This window comes from Blautia sp. TM10-2, assembly GCF_003480845.1.
GTDB classification, from domain to species: domain Bacteria; phylum Bacillota; class Clostridia; order Lachnospirales; family Lachnospiraceae; genus Fusicatenibacter; species Fusicatenibacter saccharivorans.
The window spans coordinates 231,439-249,089 of record NZ_QUJZ01000004.1; the positions used below are offsets into that span (position 1 = coordinate 231,439).

General features: G+C 48.6%; 15 protein-coding genes. 14 read left to right on the plus strand and 1 reads right to left on the minus strand.

Features of this window, described 5'->3' with window-relative positions; genetic code table 11:
• Nucleotides 1–11 precede the first annotated feature (11 nt).
• From DXD92_RS05670 to DXD92_RS05690, 5 genes are all read left to right on the plus strand, one after another.
• Entirely contained in the window at nucleotides 12–1,583 is a 1,572-nt protein-coding gene (locus DXD92_RS05670; RefSeq protein WP_118640257.1) for an ABC transporter permease, read from the plus strand.
• Nucleotides 1,584–1,589: 6 nt separating this feature from the next.
• Nucleotides 1,590–2,558: an ABC transporter permease gene (locus tag DXD92_RS05675; RefSeq protein ID WP_118640258.1), complete on the plus strand. Its 969-nt coding sequence runs from the start codon at nucleotides 1,590–1,592 to the stop codon at nucleotides 2,556–2,558.
• 13 nt (nucleotides 2,559–2,571) lie between these two features.
• Complete coding sequence (gene oppD, locus DXD92_RS19295) at nucleotides 2,572–4,320, plus strand: oligopeptide ABC transporter ATP-binding protein OppD (protein WP_118640259.1); 1,749 nt, start codon at nucleotides 2,572–2,574, stop codon at nucleotides 4,318–4,320.
• A 12-nt stretch (nucleotides 4,321–4,332) separates the two neighbouring features.
• The gene (locus DXD92_RS05685) at nucleotides 4,333–5,637 is read left to right on the plus strand and encodes an ATP-binding cassette domain-containing protein (protein WP_270423095.1); all 1,305 of its coding nucleotides are present in this window, start codon (nucleotides 4,333–4,335) and stop codon (nucleotides 5,635–5,637) included.
• Between the two features lie 319 nt (nucleotides 5,638–5,956).
• Complete coding sequence (locus DXD92_RS05690; RefSeq protein ID WP_117509188.1) at nucleotides 5,957–7,192, plus strand: hypothetical protein; 1,236 nt, start codon at nucleotides 5,957–5,959, stop codon at nucleotides 7,190–7,192.
• On the opposite strand, the gene DXD92_RS19640 is transcribed toward DXD92_RS05690, so the two are convergent.
• Nucleotides 7,117–7,371, minus strand: a complete 255-nt coding sequence (locus tag DXD92_RS19640; protein WP_416388104.1) for a DUF6783 domain-containing protein — start codon at nucleotides 7,369–7,371, stop codon at nucleotides 7,117–7,119. The two genes, DXD92_RS05690 and DXD92_RS19640, sit on opposite strands and share 76 nt — an antisense overlap.
• 101 nt (nucleotides 7,372–7,472) lie before the next feature.
• Between DXD92_RS19640 and glgB the strand changes: the two genes are divergently transcribed.
• From glgB to DXD92_RS05735, 9 genes are all read left to right on the plus strand, one after another.
• Nucleotides 7,473–10,208, plus strand: coding sequence for a 1,4-alpha-glucan branching protein GlgB (glgB, locus tag DXD92_RS05695; protein WP_117804426.1), 2,736 nt, complete (start codon nucleotides 7,473–7,475; stop codon nucleotides 10,206–10,208).
• Between the two features lie 3 nt (nucleotides 10,209–10,211).
• Nucleotides 10,212–11,084 carry a mechanosensitive ion channel family protein gene (locus tag DXD92_RS05700; protein ID WP_022462926.1) on the plus strand — a complete coding sequence of 291 codons (873 nt, stop codon included), beginning with the start codon at nucleotides 10,212–10,214 and terminating at the stop codon, nucleotides 11,082–11,084.
• A gap of 167 nt (nucleotides 11,085–11,251) precedes the next feature.
• Nucleotides 11,252–11,719: a ribosome maturation factor RimP gene (gene rimP / locus DXD92_RS05705; RefSeq protein ID WP_022462927.1), complete on the plus strand. Its 468-nt coding sequence runs from the start codon at nucleotides 11,252–11,254 to the stop codon at nucleotides 11,717–11,719.
• Between the two features lie 31 nt (nucleotides 11,720–11,750).
• Entirely contained in the window at nucleotides 11,751–12,935 is a 1,185-nt protein-coding gene (nusA, locus tag DXD92_RS05710) for a transcription termination factor NusA (protein WP_117804402.1), read from the plus strand.
• Nucleotides 12,936–12,965: 30 nt separating this feature from the next.
• Nucleotides 12,966–13,244, plus strand: a complete 279-nt coding sequence (gene rnpM / locus DXD92_RS05715; protein ID WP_117804403.1) for an RNase P modulator RnpM — start codon at nucleotides 12,966–12,968, stop codon at nucleotides 13,242–13,244.
• Nucleotides 13,228–13,539 carry a L7Ae/L30e/S12e/Gadd45 family ribosomal protein gene (locus DXD92_RS05720; protein WP_055221524.1) on the plus strand — a complete coding sequence of 104 codons (312 nt, stop codon included), beginning with the start codon at nucleotides 13,228–13,230 and terminating at the stop codon, nucleotides 13,537–13,539. Before rnpM ends, DXD92_RS05720 begins: the two co-directional genes overlap by 17 nt.
• A gap of 95 nt (nucleotides 13,540–13,634) precedes the next feature.
• On the plus strand, nucleotides 13,635–16,244 hold the full coding sequence (infB, locus tag DXD92_RS05725) for a translation initiation factor IF-2 (protein WP_334291847.1): 2,610 nt from the start codon (nucleotides 13,635–13,637) through the stop codon (nucleotides 16,242–16,244).
• Nucleotides 16,245–16,259: 15 nt separating this feature from the next.
• Nucleotides 16,260–16,646, plus strand: a complete 387-nt coding sequence (gene rbfA, locus DXD92_RS05730) for a 30S ribosome-binding factor RbfA (protein WP_022462931.1) — start codon at nucleotides 16,260–16,262, stop codon at nucleotides 16,644–16,646.
• Nucleotides 16,633–17,616: a DHH family phosphoesterase gene (locus DXD92_RS05735; RefSeq protein WP_117804404.1), complete on the plus strand. Its 984-nt coding sequence runs from the start codon at nucleotides 16,633–16,635 to the stop codon at nucleotides 17,614–17,616. The genes rbfA and DXD92_RS05735 overlap by 14 nt, the downstream gene beginning before the upstream one ends.
• Nucleotides 17,617–17,651 lie beyond the last annotated feature (35 nt).

The following is a 17,651-nucleotide window of genomic DNA, read 5'->3' on the forward strand; positions in this document are numbered from 1 at the left end:
AATGAGAGAATATGACAAAATATCTTTTTAAGCGTTTGTTGCATGGCCTTGTTTCCGTAGTAATCGTTGTTGGATGCGTTATGACTATGATTTATTCTCTGATGGACCGAAATCTGATTTTCGCACAGGACGCCACCTATTCCCATCAGAGCAATAACCAGAAAAAGGTGTACAAATATCAGAAGTGGGAGACATACGGATATCTTGATTATGTAACCTATGCAGATTATTTGAACGCTCTCAAAGCAAAAGGCGAAATTGACGAGGATACGAGATCCAAAGCAGTAGCATTCGGAAGAACGAAAGACCAGGATTCAGAACTGGTATCTGAATATGTAAAAAAATTTACAGCTTATTATAAAGCAAAAGGTTACACCGTAAGAAGATACGATGCGATCATGATGGGTAAGAAAAAATATGCCAACGGCGGACAGCAGCAGCTGTTTGCATACAGGGATATTCCGCTTGCAACGCGTCTCGGAAAATATTTTTCCGGTTTGATTGACATCGACAGCATTCACGATGCTGCAAAGGTAGAAGGTAAGAGGGGGATTACATTTACCTTACACGATCCGGTATATGGGGGAAAGAAATTTTCACCGGCCATCATGGGAAATGGCACAACACACAAGTACTTGATGTACTTTGACTCAAAATTCCCATACTTCCATCAGAATATAATCACCATAAATTTAGGAAAGTCCTATTCCGTAAATGAGGGTGTGGATGTAGCACTGACCATGACCCGCGCGCAGGGATCCTACGTAAAATCGGAGATTACCTACCCAAGCGGTCTGGTGGAATACAGTGCAGACGATCTGCACAGCGCAACGTATATGAGCGAATCTCAGGATGCAAGCGCTGTTCATTCCGATCGGTTCACAGATGACTATACCAACGTGGATACAATTAAGAGTGGTAAATCAAAAATCGGCTATTCCTTTGTAATCGGTATCATTGCCGTAATTCTTTCCTATCTCATCGCGGTGCCGCTTGGCATTCTGATGGCGAGAAAGAAAGACAAACTGGTTGACCAGCTTGGAACCATCTATATTGTATTCATTATAGCAGTACCTTCACTGGCCTATATTTTCCTGTTTAAGGCAATCGGAGGAAAAATGGGTCTGCCAACCACCTTTGACATGGATTCGAAGAGCAAGCTGATGTATATTCTGCCGATCGTTTCTCTGGCACTGCCGCAGGTGGCAAACCTGATGAAATGGCTGCGTCGATACATGATCGACCAGATGAACTCCGATTACGTAAAATTCGCAAGATCCGGTGGTCTGACAGAGGGAGAAATCTTTACGAAACACATTTTGAAGAACGCAGCGATTCCGATCGTGCAGGGTGTTCCGGCGAGCGTACTGTTCGCACTGACCGGAGCCATCATCACCGAGCGTGTGTACGTAGTACCTGGTGCCGGTAATCTGCTGACCGAAGCAATCAGCAAATATGATAATGGTGTTATCGTAGGTGTTACACTGTTCTACGCAGTGCTCTCCGTGATTTCCATCATCCTGGGCGACGTTTTGATGTCCATGGTGGATCCTCGAATCTCATTCTCAACGAAAGACAGGTAGGGACTTATGAATTATGATTTAGATAAATTCGGTCTGTCTGAGGAAGAACTGTTTTCTCCTGTAGATAACAGCTCCCTGGAGTCTGAGAAAATTACGGCTCCGAGATATTCCTACTGGCATTCCGTGTTCCGCGTATTTTTTAAGAAAAAAATCAATATTGCCGTACTTTGCCTCCTGGGTGTGATTCTGCTGATGACGTATGTGTATCCGCTCTTTGTGGAGTACGACCGTTTCGCCAATCTGATGAACGGCGCGACAAAACATCTGTCTCCAAGCAAAGCATTGCAGCAGCTTGGATTCAATATTCACTGGATTTTAGGATCCGGTGCTTCCGGACAGTCGACATTTGACGCTGTCTGGTTTGGTTCCAGAATTTCAGTTTCCCTGGCGTTTATCTGTGCGCTCATCAACCTTTCGATTGGTGTGATTGTCGGATCTGTCTGGGGATTTTCGAAGAAGGTTGACGTTTTCATGATGGAGGTTTACAACATCGTCGGAAATATTCCGTATGTACTTCTGATCTCCGTCCTGGTGCTTATTTTTTCTCCGAGCTTCTGGACCATGGTATTTGCACTGACCGTTACCGGATGGCTTGCCATCGCGTACTTTATCCGTACGCAGGTCGTTATTATCCGGGACAGAGAGTATAATCTGGCATCGAAATGTCTTGGAACTTCGATTTTCCGCATTGCGATGAAGAATATTCTCCCGTTTATGACATCTGTCATTGTTACTCTGGCGGCAACTGAGATTCCGTCCTACATCTCTTACGAGGTGTTCCTGGCTTACATCGGTATGGGACTTTCTGACATGTCTCTGGGAAGACTGATTTATGAGGCTGAGGGTGCCATGCTGACACCGGGATGGGGATTCGAGTTCTGGAGCCCGGTTGTTGTCGCTTCAATCATCACCGTAGTATTATATGTAGTTGGACAGAACCTTGGAGATGCGTCCGACCCGAGAACACATATGTAGGAAGGAAAGCCGCATGGAAGATAAAAAAGTATTATTATCGATTAAGGACTTACAGGTAAAATTCCGTGTCCGCGGCCGTATCCTGACGGCAATCCGGGGCGTAACGCTGGATATTTACGAGAATGAGTCCATTGCTATCGTAGGAGAGTCCGGCGCCGGTAAATCCGTATTCACAAAAGCGTTTGCGGGAATGCTGGACAGCAACGGCTTCATCGACCAGGGAGATATCATTTTTAACGATGCCGAGCTGAGCGATACCGTTGTGCCGCTGAACTCTTATGCGAAAAAGACCATCGCATCCACCTTGGAAAAGCTGAATGACTATTCCAAACTGGAATATGGTTCAGAAGTATTTTTGAAAATGAAGGCTCTGGAGCAGGAAAAAGAAGAAAAAATGACACTGAGCGAGGAAGAGCGTGAGAAAGCAGATGCTGAAATCAGGGAACTCGTAGTAAAGAGAACCGAACTTTTCAACTACAAGCAGACACTCGATACTTCCAAAGAAAAAGCGAAGGTTAAAGAGACATCTGCCGAGATTTCCAGACTGGATGGAGAAATTAAGGCTCTACAGAAAGCAAAAGAGGAAAAAATCAAGGCTCACAAACAGGCTGCCATGAACGATACGGCCTACAATCAGGCATATGATGCAAAAATGGCAGAGTACAAAAAAGAGTACGCCGGCCTGACAGCAAAAGAAATTACGGACGAGGCGAGAAAGAGAAACGAGATTCTTGCCAAAGAGATCTATCTTTCTGTCGGACGTTATAAACTGCGTAAAAAGGTTCGCATGATCAAGAAGCTGCACGAGGCATTCAAAGCTGCGATGGAACGCGGTGTGGATCTGAATGACGAGCAGAAACGGAACAGCGTTTTCGACCAGGCAACTTTCCGTGTACGCTATCTGGATGAAACGCCGGAGCAGCTTCATGGAACCTGTATCATCAACCTGGCAAAAATCCAGGATCCGAATGACTGGGGTCAGATCCGCGGTAAGAAAATTGCAACTGTATTCCAGGATCCGATGACTTCCCTGAACCCGATTATCACAATCGGAAAACAGATTACTTCTGTTATCATGAAGCATCAGAATGTCAGCGAGGTGGAGGCGAGAGCACAGGCGCTTGAGCTGATGGAAAAGGTTGGGATTCCGAACGCAGAGCAGCGTTTCGATGATTATCCGTTCCAGTATTCCGGCGGTATGAGACAGCGTATCGTTATTGCGATTGCACTTTCCTGCCGTCCGAAGATTCTGATCTGCGATGAGCCGACAACTGCGCTGGACGTTACGATTCAGGCACAGATCCTGAAGCTGATCAAGGATCTTCAGAAAGAGTACAACTACACCATCGTGTTTATTACCCACGACCTTGGTGTCGTAGCGAATATCGCAGACCGTGTTGCCGTTCTGTACGCAGGACAGATCATCGAGTTTGCAAACGTAGAAGAGCTGTTCTACGATCCGCGCCATCCGTACACCTGGGCACTGCTTTCTTCCCTGCCGCAGCTTGCGGAGCGGAATACAAAGCTGTTTTCCATTACCGGTACGCCGCCGTCTCTGTACAATAAGATTATCGGAGATCCGTTTGCACCGCGTAACCAGTACTGTCTGAAGATTGATACTCTGGAGGAGCCGCCGATGTTCAAGGTAACGGATACCCACTATGCCAAGACATGGCTGCTGGATCCGAGAGCGCCGAAGACGGAGAAGCCGGAAGCTATTCAGAATATTCACGAAAAACTGTTAAAAGCATATAACTTATAGGAGAGTTTGAAAGTGTCTACAAAGCAGGAAAGCAAGACCACTGTTTCGCATCTGCCGGAGCATGGTCCGATTGACGAAAATGGAAGAGAAATCTTACTGCAGGTAAAAAATGTAGATATCACTTTCGGCAAGGGCGATGACGCAGTCAAAGCGGTAAAAAATGCTTCTTTTGACATCTACAAGGGAGAGACCTTCTCCCTCGTAGGCGAGTCCGGTTCCGGAAAGACAACGATCGGCCGTGCGGTCATTCGTGTCAACCCGTGTTCCGCAGGAGAGATCCTGTACAAGGGTGTTAAAATTTCCGGCAAGATTCCGCATTCCCTGGACCGGGAGGTTATCCGAAACATTCAGATGGTATTCCAGGATCCTGCCGCATCGTTAAATGAGCGTGCGACGGTCGATTATATCGTATCCGAGGGTCTTTACAACTTCCATCTGTACGAGAACGAGGCAGACCGTGTGAAGAAGGTAGAGAATATGATCAACGAGGTTGGTCTTCTGCCGGAGCATCTGACCCGTTATCCACATGAGTTTTCCGGCGGACAGCGCCAGCGTATCGGTCTGGCCCGTGCCATGGTTATGGAGCCGGAGCTGGTTGTAGCCGATGAGCCGATCTCCGCACTGGACGTATCGATCCGTGCCCAGGTCCTCAATCTGCTGAAGAAATTCCAGAGAGAAAAACAGGTTACCTATCTGTTTATTGCTCATGACCTTTCCATCGTACGGTTCATTTCCGACCGTATCGGTGTTATCTACAAAGGAAACATCGTAGAGGTTGCGGACGCAGAGGAGCTGTTCAACTTCCCACTGCACCCGTACACGCATTCCCTGATCTCTGCCATTCCGATTCCGGATCCGCAGCTCGAGAAGAATAAGGTGCTGTACACCTACGACCCGTCCATTCACGATTATTCTGTGGACAAACCGGAGTTCGTGGATATCGGACACAACCACTTTGTATATGGAAATAAAAAAGAGATCGAAGAGTACAAGGCACTCCGTGAAAAGGGAGAGCCGTTGCAGCCGATCACCATCCGAAAGCCTGGCGAGGAAGTAAAAGAGGAGAACCACGAGGTTCATCTTTCCAAGGCAGAAGACGAATTCCTGAAAACTCCGGTTCACGATACCGGAAGCGTCTGGTACAAAGTGCTGTCATTCTTCTTCCCGATCATCGGTATCATCGCAGCGATGGTATACAAAAAGAAACAGTACTATCACAACTACAAAGCATGCAAGCAGGGCGCGCTGTACGGATTTGCTGTACTTGCCGTGATTCTCCTGATCTTTATCATTGCATTGATTTTAGTTGCCCTATAGTGGACAGGAAAGAAAAAGTGGCCCGGAACCAGGAAAAAGGTTCCGGTGCCGCTTTTTTTGATTTACGCTAGCAACGAGCCAAAGTCCGTGCTTGCACGAGACCTTGGCGACTGCCGCGATAACTTGAGAAACTCGCGGAGCGTGTTTCTCATAGTTTACAGGAAACTTCGTTGAAATTTTCTGTAAATTAAAAAAGTTGTGGCTTCCGGAACGAAGTGCGAGATGAATTCCGTTCCGATTTTACTTGACGGGCGATGTGTTTTTTGGGACAATAAATCACAGCGGAAAAGGAAAATTAGAATGAAAGAGGAGCAAAAAAATGGGAAGAACAGTAAAAGATCCGAACAGACGGCTGCCAAAGCCGGTACAGAAGGTCTGGCTTTCCGAAAAAAATGTCGGACGGCGCATCCTGCTTGTAGTACTGCTTCTGGCGATTGGATCCGGTTTTCTGGTGTATGGTTTTATGAACTTTCTGCATGGAGATTCCGGCTGGCGTGAGATCAGTGTAAAGGCAGGCGCGGATTTGAACTGCGGTGAGGATTTTACCTTGAAATATAACGTTGGCGCAAGCGGGGTTTCTGCAGGCGGGGAGGCAAAGGCGCTTTCGCTGCTTTACACAGATGCGGCAGTGAAAGGCTACCGGCTTTTCAATATAGATGAGAGCTTTGAGGATGTGACAAACCTGTATGATATCAACCAGCATCCAAATGAAGTGCTGACGGTAGATCCGGTTTTATACGATGCACTGAAAAAAGTATCCGATGCCAATTGCCGGGAAATTTATCTGGGACCGCTGTATGCGTCCCTGGAAAATCTCTGCGCCAGCAATGATGATGCGGCTGCAGCGCAGTTTGATCCGAACCGGAACGATGCGGCAGCAGAAGAAACGGCAGCAGTTGCTGCCTTTACACAGAACCCGGATGATATTTCACTGGAGCTGTCAGGGGAAAACCAGGTCTGTCTGCATGTGTCAGACGCGTATCAGGCGTATGCCGCAGAGATGGGCTATACCGCATATCTCGACTTTTTCTGGATGAAAAATGCTTTTTTGATTGATTATCTGGCGGATACGATTCGTGGCGAGGGCTATCAGCTCGGCATTATTTCCAGTAAGGACGGTTTCGTGCGCTGTCTCGATGAGACGGGAGAAAAAGAGTACCGGTATCCGCTGTATCATCTTTCCGGGAACGAAATCCAGTCATACGGAACAATGACGTATGAAGGACCGAAAAGCATCGTGTTTTTCCACGCTTACCAGGCGGGCAGCCCGGATGCGTACCGCTATTACCAGTATCAGGACGGAACGATGCGCACGCCGTATCTTAGCGCGGCAGACGGAAAAGACCACACAGCAGCCTCCGAACTGATCGTCTATTCCGGTGAATATGGCTGTGCCAATACGCTGCTTGCAGCATTTTCTGATTATCAGGCCGAATCGCTTTCCAGGGAGTCCCTGGAAACACTGACTTCACAGAACATTTACAGTATCTGGTTTGAGAACGATGAGATGCAGACGACAGATGAAGATCTTGCCGTAATCGTAGGAAATGAATAAAAAACAAACCAGATTTGCATTGTACAATCGCAGTTAGGATGGTAGAATAAAAACAGAATTTGAAAAATCATTTCCACAATCTGCAAGCCCCACTTCGCGATCTGTTTTGACCTTATCCGGTTGCTGCAGACCGTTTGGGCTGAAAATGGGACTCGCAGCTCACGAAAAGCTTTTTTCAAACACGCTCTGGCATGAATGAGTGCTTTTTTATGCGATTTTGTATGGGGGAAGCAGCAGCGAGAGCACGTAAAATAAAAAAGGAGGGGTTATAATTTTGAAAATGGAAGAAAAATTATACGATTATATGGATTGGGCGGAAATAGAAGCCGTGGTCTATTCTGAGGAAAATCATCCAAGAGACATCTTGGGACCGCGCGTAACGGAGGATGGTATTTTGATTCAGGCGTTTTTCCCGGGTGCAACCCGTGCAGCCGTACATACGATCCGCGACGGAAAACAGACCGAGATGGTTTGCGAGGATGAGGCGGGATTTTTCGCTGTGCTGCTTCCGGGAAAGAAAATTCCGTCCTATACGCTGATCTACTGGGACGGCGACGGAAACCAGATGGAGCATTACGATCCATATGCCTATCCGATGCAGTTCACCGAGCAGGAACAGAAACAGTTTGAAAACGGCATCTGTTATTCCATCTATGAGAAGATGGGTGCACACCCGGTAAAGATCGATGGTATCAGTGGTGTTTACTTCGCTGTCTGGGCACCGAATGCGATCCGTGTCAGCGTTGTCGGGGATTTCAATAACTGGGACGGAAGAGCATATCAGATGAATCTTCTGGAGTCCGGGATCTATGAACTCTTTATCCCCGGTGTTCGCGCGGGCGACATCTATAAATATGAAATTAAGGCAAAGGGCGGTCTGACGTATCTGAAATCGGATCCATACGCGAATGCAGCACAGCTGCGTCCGAACAATGCGAGTGTTGTGGTTGATCTTGGAAAATATGCCTGGCAGGATGAGAACTGGATGAAGAAGCGTGGTGTCACACAGGGCGACAAAGCGCCGATTTCTGTTTATGAAGTGCATCTTGGCTCCTGGAAAAAACCGGACGATGGCCGTGAATTTTATAACTACCGTGAGATCGCTCCGATGCTGGCTTCTTATGTGAAAGAGCTCGGCTACACCCATGTTGAGCTGATGCCGGTGATGGAGCATCCACTCGATGAATCCTGGGGTTATCAGGTAACGGGCTATTACGCACCGACAGCACGATACGGAACGCCGGATGACTTCCGCTATTTTATGGATACGATGCACCAGAACGACATTGGTGTTATTCTCGACTGGGTACCGGCACACTTCCCGCGCGATACCTTCGGACTTTCTGCGTTTGACGGAACGTGTCTGTACGAGCATTTTGACCCGAGACAGGGATCCCATCCACACTGGGGCACGCTGATTTACAATTACGGCAGACCGGAAGTAAAGAACTTCCTGATCGCCAATGCGCTTTTCTGGGCAAAAGAGTACCATGCCGACGGAATCCGTATGGATGCGGTTGCATCGATGCTGTATCTTGATTATGGCAAGCAGGACGGGGAGTGGGTCGCAAATATCTACGGCGGAAATGAGAACCTTGAGGCAATCGAATTTTTAAAACATCTGAACTCCATCTTCAAAAAAGAGTTCCCGGATGCGCTTCTTATCGCAGAGGAATCGACTGCATGGCCGAAGGTGACGGGAGAACTCGACGATGAAGGACTTGGCTTCGACTACAAGTGGAACATGGGCTGGATGAATGATTTTACGGAATATATGAAAAACGATCCGGTATACCGCGGGGCACATCACGATCAGCTGACTTTTTCTATGGTATATGCATACTCGGAGAAATTCATGCTGAGTCTGTCGCACGATGAAGTGGTTCACCTGAAAGGGTCTATGTATACCAAAATGCCGGGTACACCGGAGCAGAAAATGGCAAATCTTCGTCTGGCGTACGCTTATCAGATGGTGCATCCCGGAAAGAAGCTTCTGTTTATGGGACAGGAATTTGGACAGGAAAAAGAGTGGAATGAGAAACAGTCCCTGTCCTGGGAGCTTCTTGAGGACAAGAAACATCTGCAGTTAAAGAACTATATGGCGGCACTTCATGCATTCTACAAAGCAAATCCGGCATTGTATCAGCTTGACGAAAAGCCGGAGGGCTTTGAGTGGATCAATGGCATGGAGTGGGAAAAGAATCTTCTGATCTTCCTTCGCAGAACAAGGAAGAAAGAAGATACGCTGCTTGTCATATGCAACTTCTCGAATGTCGAGTACGATGATTTCCGCATTGGTGTGCCGTATCCAGGAAAGTACAAAGAGATGTTCAACAGCGATGCGGAAAGCTATGGCGGAACAGGCGTCGGAAATCCACGCGTGAAAATGTCGAAAAAAACAGAGTGCGACGAGCGGAAAAACTCGATTACCGTAAAACTCGCACCGCTTTCTGTTCAGGTATTTTCTTATACGAAGCCGGAGACGGGCGCTGCAAGCAATAAGAGCGCAAAGGCAAAAACTGCAGCGAAAGCGGCAGCAGAGAAGAAAACCGGAAAGAAGGGAAAACCGGCTGGAAAAACGGAAGAAGCAGTAAAAGCAGTAAAAGCAGTAAAAGCAAAGAAAACAACAAAGACTGCTCAAAAAGCAGAGAAAAAAGCAGAGAAAAAGGTATCGGAAAAAACGGTGAAAACCGCAGAGAAAAAGCAGGGAACTACGACTGCGACAGAGAAGGTGGAGAAAGCCGTAAAGCAGGCGATCGACAGCAAACCGGTGAAAACGGTAGAGCAGACGGTGGACAAGCTGGTGAAAGCCGGAAAATCCGCAGCGGCAGAGGCAGCAAAAGCCGTGGAAAAATACCGCGCAGCCGCCGATCCGGAAAAGAAGCCGGCTACAAAGCCGGAAACCAAGTCGGAAGCAAAATCAGAGGCAAAACCAGAGACAAAAACGAAAAAAAGCACAGGCATGAGTGAACTCGGCGAGGAGCTGCAGAGAAAATTCGAGACAGAGGAGAGATAACACATGGTGAATCTGACAGCGGCGGAACGCGTCTATGAATACTGGATCGACAAGGCCTCTTCGGCTGCCGATCTGGTGCTGAAGATTGTGTTTGCAGTAATTCTGTTTCTGGTTGCACGCAAACTGATCCTGTGGCTCTGTGGTCTGATCCGGAAAAACATGCGGCGTTTTCACACGGAGGAGGCGGTGGTCAGTTTCACCGTTTCCATGGTGAAATACAGTCTGAACACGCTGCTGGTGCTGACCATTATCGTTCAGCTCGGCATCGTATCCGAAGCGTCGATCGCAGCAGCCATCGCCTCCGCCGGCGTTGCCGTATCCCTGGCATTGCAGGGCGGCCTCTCAAACTTTGCAGGCGGGGTGATGATTCTGCTGCTGAAGCCATTTAAGGTCGGTGACTACATCATTTTCCCGGGCGAAGGCCAGGAGGGAACGGTCAAAAAGATTGAGATGTATTACACGACAATCAACAGCATCGACAACCGTACCATCATGATCCCGAACGCCAATCTTACGAATCACACCATCATCAACGTGACGGCAATGGACCGCAGAAAGCTGGAAATCAAAGTCGGCATTTCTTATGAGTCCGATATCAGAAAAGCGAAGGATATCCTGCGCCGCCTCGTTGAGGAGGAGCCGCATTTTCAGTCGGAGGAGCAGCAGTTTTTCGTAGATGAGCTGGGCGAGAGCGCGATCACGGTCGGTCTGCGCGCCTGGGTCGCAACGGAAAATTACTGGCCGGTCAAATGGAAAATGAATGAGCGCATCAAAGAAGAGTTTGACGCGGCGGGAATTTCCATCCCGTATAACCAGCTCGATGTCCACATCTGCCCGGAACCGGCGAACAAAAAAGCCGGAAAAGGCGATAAATAAAGGATATTTTGAAAATTAACCCTTGCAATTGCACGGAAAAGGTGCTATAGTAAAGTTGTTAATAAGTGACTGTTAAGGAGTGGACGATTTCGTCCACTCTTTCTTGTGTACAGGGAAATGAAAGAATTTTTCGAAAGTTTCCCTAAATCAAAAAAGGTGGTGAGGATTTGAGCAGAAGAGAAGAATACGAACAGAAGGCAGAAGAACTGATCACTCCGATTGTAGAAGCCAATGGTTTTGAACTGGTGGATGTGGAGTATGTCAAAGAGGGCGGTACCTGGTACCTGCGTGCTTACATCGACAAAGAAGGCGGAATTACCGTAGATGACTGCGAAATCGTCAGCCGTGCATTTTCTGACCGGCTGGACGCAGAGGACTTTATCGATGACGCCTATATCATGGAGGTCAGCTCCCCGGGCCTTGGACGTCCGCTGAAAAAAGAGAAAGACTATAAGAGAAGCATGGGAAAAGAGCTGGAAATCCGGACATACCGTGCGATCGAGAGAAACCGGGAATTTTACGGAATACTCACCGCATATGATGATAACAGTGTGACCATTTTGGAGGAGGACGGAACAGAGCGCGTCTTCCAGAAAAGCGATATTGCATTGATCCGTTTAGCATTTGATTTCTAAACAGACGCAGATACAGGAGGAAAAGAGAAAAATGAATACAGAATTAATGGAGGCCCTTGAAGTTCTTGAGAAAGAGAAGAATATCAGCAAAGATACCCTGCTTGAGGCAATTGAGCAGTCGCTGATCCAGGCCTGTAAAAACCATTTTGGCAAAGCAGATAATGTAAAGGTAAGCATTAACGCCCAGACTGGTGATTTCAAAGTCGTAGCAGAGAAAACCGTTGTTGATCTGGTACAGGATCCGATCATGGAGATCGCCCTTTCCGATGCAAAACGTGCAGACTCCCGCTATGAACTCGGCGATATCGTTCCGGTAGAAATCAAATCCAAAGAGTTCGGCCGTATTGCAACCCAGAATGCCAAAAACGTCATTCTTCAGAAGATCCGTGAGGAAGAGCGTAAAGTTCTGTTTGATCAGTACTTCGAGAAAGAGCACGATGTGGTTACCGGTGTGGTACAGCGCTATGTGGGACGCAACGTCAGCATCAACCTCGGTAAAGTAGACGCTCTGCTGACCGAGAACGAGCAGGTCAAAGGCGAGAAATTTGAGCCGACCCAGCGTGTGAAAGTATACGTTCTGGAAGTAAAGAATACAACCAAGGGACCGAAAGTCATGGTATCCCGTACCCATCCGGAACTCGTAAAACGTCTCTTTGAGTCTGAGGTTTCCGAGGTTGCAGAAGGCATCGTAGAGATCAAGAGCATTGCCCGTGAGGCAGGAAGCCGTACGAAAATGGCAGTATGGTCCAACGATCCGAACGTCGATGCAGTCGGCGCATGCGTCGGTATGAACGGAAGCCGTGTCAACGCGGTTGTCAATGAGCTGAACGGAGAGAAGATCGACATCATTACATGGGATGAGAACCCGGCACTCCTGATCGAGAACGCACTGAGCCCGGCAAAAGTTATCTCCGTTATGGCAGATCCGGATGAGAAGACCGCAAAAGTAATCGTTCCGGATTACCAGCTTTCCCTTGCCATCGGTAAAGAGGGACAGAACGCAAGACTTGCCGCACGTCTGACCGGATTCAAGATCGACATTAAGAGCGAGACCCAGGCACGCGAGGCAGGAGACTTCGACTACGTAGAAGAAGAGGAATACGAGGAAGAGGACAATTACGATGAGTCCGCAGCAGAGGAGGAAACCATCTCTGCAGAAGAAAACTTCGACGAGAATGATGTAGAAACAGCAGAGAAAGCCGGAGACGAAGAGTAATTAAAATAAAAACAAAGGCGGGATGAGCATTTGAGTACAGTTCGTAAAGTGCCGCTGCGTAAATGCATTGGCTGCAATGAAATGAAAAACAAAAAAGAAATGATCCGCGTGGTGAAAACCACCGAAGGAACGATTGTTCCGGACACAACCGGAAGAATGAACGGACGCGGTGCTTATGTCTGCTCTCTGGAATGTCTGGGGAATGCAATGAAAAACAAAGGACTTTCCCGTTCTCTGAAGGCAGAAATTCCATCAGAGGTTTATGAGCAGTTAAAGGAGGCATTTGCGAAGATTGAACAGTCAAAGTAAAGGATTATCCATGCTGGGCCTTGCCATGAAGGCGGGTAAGGTATCGAGCGGCGAATTTGCGACCGAGCAGGCCGTAAAGAGCGGCAGCGCATACCTTGTCATTCTGGCGGAAACGGCGTCGGCCAATACACAGAAGAAATTTCGCAATATGTGTGCATACTATAAAGTGCCATGCATTCTTTTTGGGGACAAAGAGCAGCTTGGAAGAGCCATCGGAAGAGAATACCGTTCTTCCCTTGCCGTATGTGAAGCGCATTTTGCAGAAAAAATAGCAGCATTGTTGGCAGAAGCGTAAGGCGTAAGGCCGGAAAGGTCGGTGGATGGATGCAGGAAACACGAAAACCGCAGAAAGAGGAGAAAAGATCATTGGAAAAGAAAGATACAGAAAATATGGAAATGAAGAAACCGGAAGAGCAGGCAAAACCGAAGAAAAAGAAAATTATTTCCGTTGTGCGTCCGCAGAACGCAACAAGTAAAGAAGCAAAAGAGTTCACAAAGAACCAGGGACAGAAAAAAGACCGTCCGTCCCGCGGAAACGGCCGTCCGGAAGGAAACCGCAATGGAAACGGAAGAAGCGAGGACCGTCCGAACCGTGGAAACGGAAACGGCGGAAATGGAGATCGTCCGAACCGCAATGGAGACCGTCCGCAGGGAGAGCGCCGTTTCAACAATAACGGAGACCGTCCGAACCGCAATGGAGACCGTCCGCAGGGAGAGCGCCGCTTCAACAATAACGGAGACCGCCCGAACCGCAGCGGAGACCGTCCGCAGGGAGAACGCCGCTTCGGCGGAAACAATGGAGACCGCCCGAACCGCAGCGGAGACCGTCCGGGAGGAGACCGCAATAACGGCGGAAGAAGTGGAAACGGTGAGAGAAGCGGAAGACCATTCGGTGAGCGTTCCGCACGTCCAAACGGAGGCAGACCGGGAAATAATGGCGGAAGACCGTTCGCAGGAAAGGATGATGATTCCCAGAATCAGAACCGCCGTCCGGGAGGAGACCGCCGCAGAACCGAGCATAAGAGCTCTGCAGGCGATACAATGAGCCTTGGCATCAAGAAGCCAGGCCGTGATACAGGAAGAAAAGAAAAAGACAAAAACAAAGATTCTTTAAGAGAAAATAAATTCAGTGAAGACAGAGGAAGAGGCGGAAACCGTCCGAACCAGGGACATCATCAGCAGTCCAGACTCCCGAAAGCGCTCCAGAAACCGGTCAACAAACCGAAACAGGAAGCACCGAAGGATGAGGTAAAGGAGATTACCCTGCCGGAGAAAATGACCATCCGCGAGCTGGCTGAGAAGATGAAAATGCAGCCGGCAGTCATCGTAAAGAAACTGTTCATGGAAGGAACGATGGTTACCGTAAACCATGAGATCGATTTCGAAAAAGCACAGGAAATCGCGCTTGATTATAACATCATCGCTGAGCCGGAAGAGAAAGTCGATGTGATCGAAGAGCTCTTAAAAGAGGACGAAGAGGATGAAAAAGACATGGTTCCGCGTCCGCCGGTAGTCTGCGTTATGGGACACGTTGACCACGGTAAAACATCTCTTCTGGACTGCATCCGGAACACCCATGTCACCGACCGCGAGGCTGGCGGTATTACCCAGCACATCGGTGCATACACCGTTTCGATCAACAAACAGAAGATTACGTTCCTCGATACCCCGGGACATGAGGCATTCACCGCTATGCGTATGCGTGGAGCCAATGCAACGGATATCGCCATTCTCGTTGTCGCAGCAGACGACGGTGTGATGCCGCAGACCGTTGAGGCAATCAACCATGCAAAAGCAGCCGGCGTTGAGATCATCGTTGCGATCAATAAGATCGATAAACCAGGCGCAAACGTAGAGCGTGTAAAACAGGAGCTCTCCGAGTACGAACTGATTCCGGAGGACTGGGGCGGAAGCACCGTATTCGTTCCGGTATCTGCAAAGAACAACGAAGGTATCGACGATCTGCTGGAGATGATCCTTCTGACTTCCGAAGTGCTCGAGCTGAAAGCAAACCCGAACCGGAAAGCAAGAGGTCTTGTCATCGAGGCTGAGCTGGATAAAGGAAAAGGACCGGTTGCTACCATTCTGGTACAGAAAGGTACCCTGCATGTCGGCGATTACATCGCAGCAGGCGCATGCTCCGGTAAAGTCCGTGCGATGATGGATGATAAGGGACGCCGCGTCAAAGAGGCAGGCCCGTCTACTCCGGTTGAGATTCTCGGACTTTCCGATGTTCCGAACGCAGGAGAGATCCTCGTTCAGACCGATAACGATAAAGAAGCAAAGAACTTCGCAGCAACCTTCGTGGCAGAGAACAAGAAGAACCTGCTTGAGGAGACAAAAGCGAAGATGTCCCTGGATGATCTGTTCAACCAGATTCAGGAGGGTAACTTAAAAGAACTGGCACTTGTTGTCAAAGCCGATGTACAGGGATCTGTCGAGGCAGTAAAACAGAGTCTTGTCAAACTCTCCAACGAGGAAGTTGCCGTACGCGTCATCCACGGCGGTGTCGGTGCGATCAACGAGTCCGACGTTATGCTGGCAACCGCATCTTCCGCCATCATTATCGGATTTAACGTACGCCCGGATGCGAACGCAAAATCCATGGCAGAGCAGAACGGCGTAGACATCCGTCTGTACCGTGTCATCTACCAGGCAATTGAGGATGTTGAGGCAGCCATGAAGGGTATGCTTGAGCCGGTTTACGAAGAGAAAGTTATCGGCCATGCCGAGGTACGTCAGCTCTTCAAGGCATCCGGTGTCGGAACGATCGCCGGAAGCTATGTACTGGACGGAACGTTCCAGAGAGGCTGCAAAGTTCGAATCAGCCGCGAAGGAAACCAGATCTTCGAAGGAAATCTGGCATCCCTCAAACGTTTCAAAGACGATGTCAAAGAAGTGCGCTCCGGCTATGAGTGCGGTCTTGTATTTGAAGGATTCAACGATCTTCAGGAGTTCGATCAGGTCGAGGCTTATATCATGGTAGAAGTGCCGAGATAGAAATGAGGAATTAAGTTGAGAAAAAACAGTATTAAAAACACCAGGATCAACGGGGAAGTACAGAAAGAGCTTTCCAACATCATCCGGAACGAGATCAAGGATCCGCGCATCGGAATGATGACCTCTGTCACAGCGGCAGAGGTAGCGCCGGATCTGAAGACGTGTAAAGTATATATCAGTGTGTTTGGCGATGATGAGGCGAAGAAAGAAACCATCCGCGGCTTAAAGAGCGCGGAGGGCTTCATCCGCCGTATGCTGGCCAAGACCATTAACCTCCGCAATACACCGGAGCTGACCTTTGTCCTGGATGAGTCGATTGAATATGGCGTTACGATGTCGAAACTGATTGATGAAGTAACACACAAAGAAGACAAAAAGGATGAGGAAAATGAAGAAAATTGATGAAATTCTAAACGGAGTCTCCTGCATGGCCATCGCCGGACACGTTCGTCCGGACGGTGACTGCATCGGTTCCTGCCTGGGATTATACCAGTATCTTCGCGACAATCGGCCGGAGATTCAGGCAGATGTCTATCTTGAGGATCCACGGCCGGAATTTTCCTATCTTCCGGGTTTTTCTGAGGTAAAGACAAGCTGTGAAGAGAAAGCGTACGACCTTGTGGTCCTTCTGGATGTATCCAGCGAGGAGCGCATCGGCGTTGCCGCACCGCTTCTTGCAAAAGCGGGAAAGACGATCTGCATCGATCACCATGTGACGAATACAGAATATTGCGAAATCAATCACGTAGAGCCGGATGCAAGCTCTGCCTGCGAGGTGCTGTTTGGGCTTCTGGAGGAAGAAAAGATCTCCGAGCCGTGCGCCGAGGCGCTGTACACCGGTATTGTGACCGATTCCGGCGTATTCCAGTACAGCAGCACCTCTCCGCACACGATGCGGGTTGCGGCCGCTCTGATGGAAAAGGGAGTTCCGTTTACCAGAATCATCGAGGATGCATTCTTCAAGAAAACATACGTACAGAACCAGATTATGGGACGCACGCTGACAGAGAGCATCATGCTTCTCGACAAGCAGTGTATTGTCGGTATCGTGCGGAAGAAGATCATGGACTTCTATGGCCTGACATCGGGAGATATGGACGGCATTGTCAGCCAGTTAAAAAATACAGAAGGCGTTCACGTAGCGATCTTCCTGTATGAGCTGGAGCCGCAGGTCTTCAAAGTAAGCCTCCGCTCCGACGAGCTGGTTGATGTGAGCAAAATCGCAGCCGTATTCGGCGGCGGCGGCCATATCCGTGCGGCTGGCTGCACGATGTCAGGTTCTCCGTATGATGTAATCAACAATCTGACTCTGTATATCGAAAAACAGCTTCTTGCAGAAGAGGAAGAAGAGACGACAGAGGAAGAAGCATAAACAGGAAACAGCCGGGCGCAGAAAATATATCCACG

Coding starts and splice junctions, on each gene's coding strand:
- oppD (WP_118640259.1), top strand. CDS start 2,572: ATGGAAGATAAAAAAGTATTATTATCGATTAAGGACTTACAGGTAAAA.
- DXD92_RS05735 (WP_117804404.1), top strand. CDS start 16,633: ATGAAGAAAATTGATGAAATTCTAAACGGAGTCTCCTGCATGGCCATC.
- glgB (WP_117804426.1), top strand. CDS start 7,473: ATGGAAGAAAAATTATACGATTATATGGATTGGGCGGAAATAGAAGCC.
- infB (WP_334291847.1), top strand. CDS start 13,635: ATGGAAATGAAGAAACCGGAAGAGCAGGCAAAACCGAAGAAAAAGAAA.
- nusA (WP_117804402.1), top strand. CDS start 11,751: ATGAATACAGAATTAATGGAGGCCCTTGAAGTTCTTGAGAAAGAGAAG.
- DXD92_RS05670 (WP_118640257.1), top strand. CDS start 12: ATGACAAAATATCTTTTTAAGCGTTTGTTGCATGGCCTTGTTTCCGTA.
- DXD92_RS05675 (WP_118640258.1), top strand. CDS start 1,590: ATGAATTATGATTTAGATAAATTCGGTCTGTCTGAGGAAGAACTGTTT.
- DXD92_RS05700 (WP_022462926.1), top strand. CDS start 10,212: ATGGTGAATCTGACAGCGGCGGAACGCGTCTATGAATACTGGATCGAC.
- DXD92_RS05690 (WP_117509188.1), top strand. CDS start 5,957: ATGGGAAGAACAGTAAAAGATCCGAACAGACGGCTGCCAAAGCCGGTA.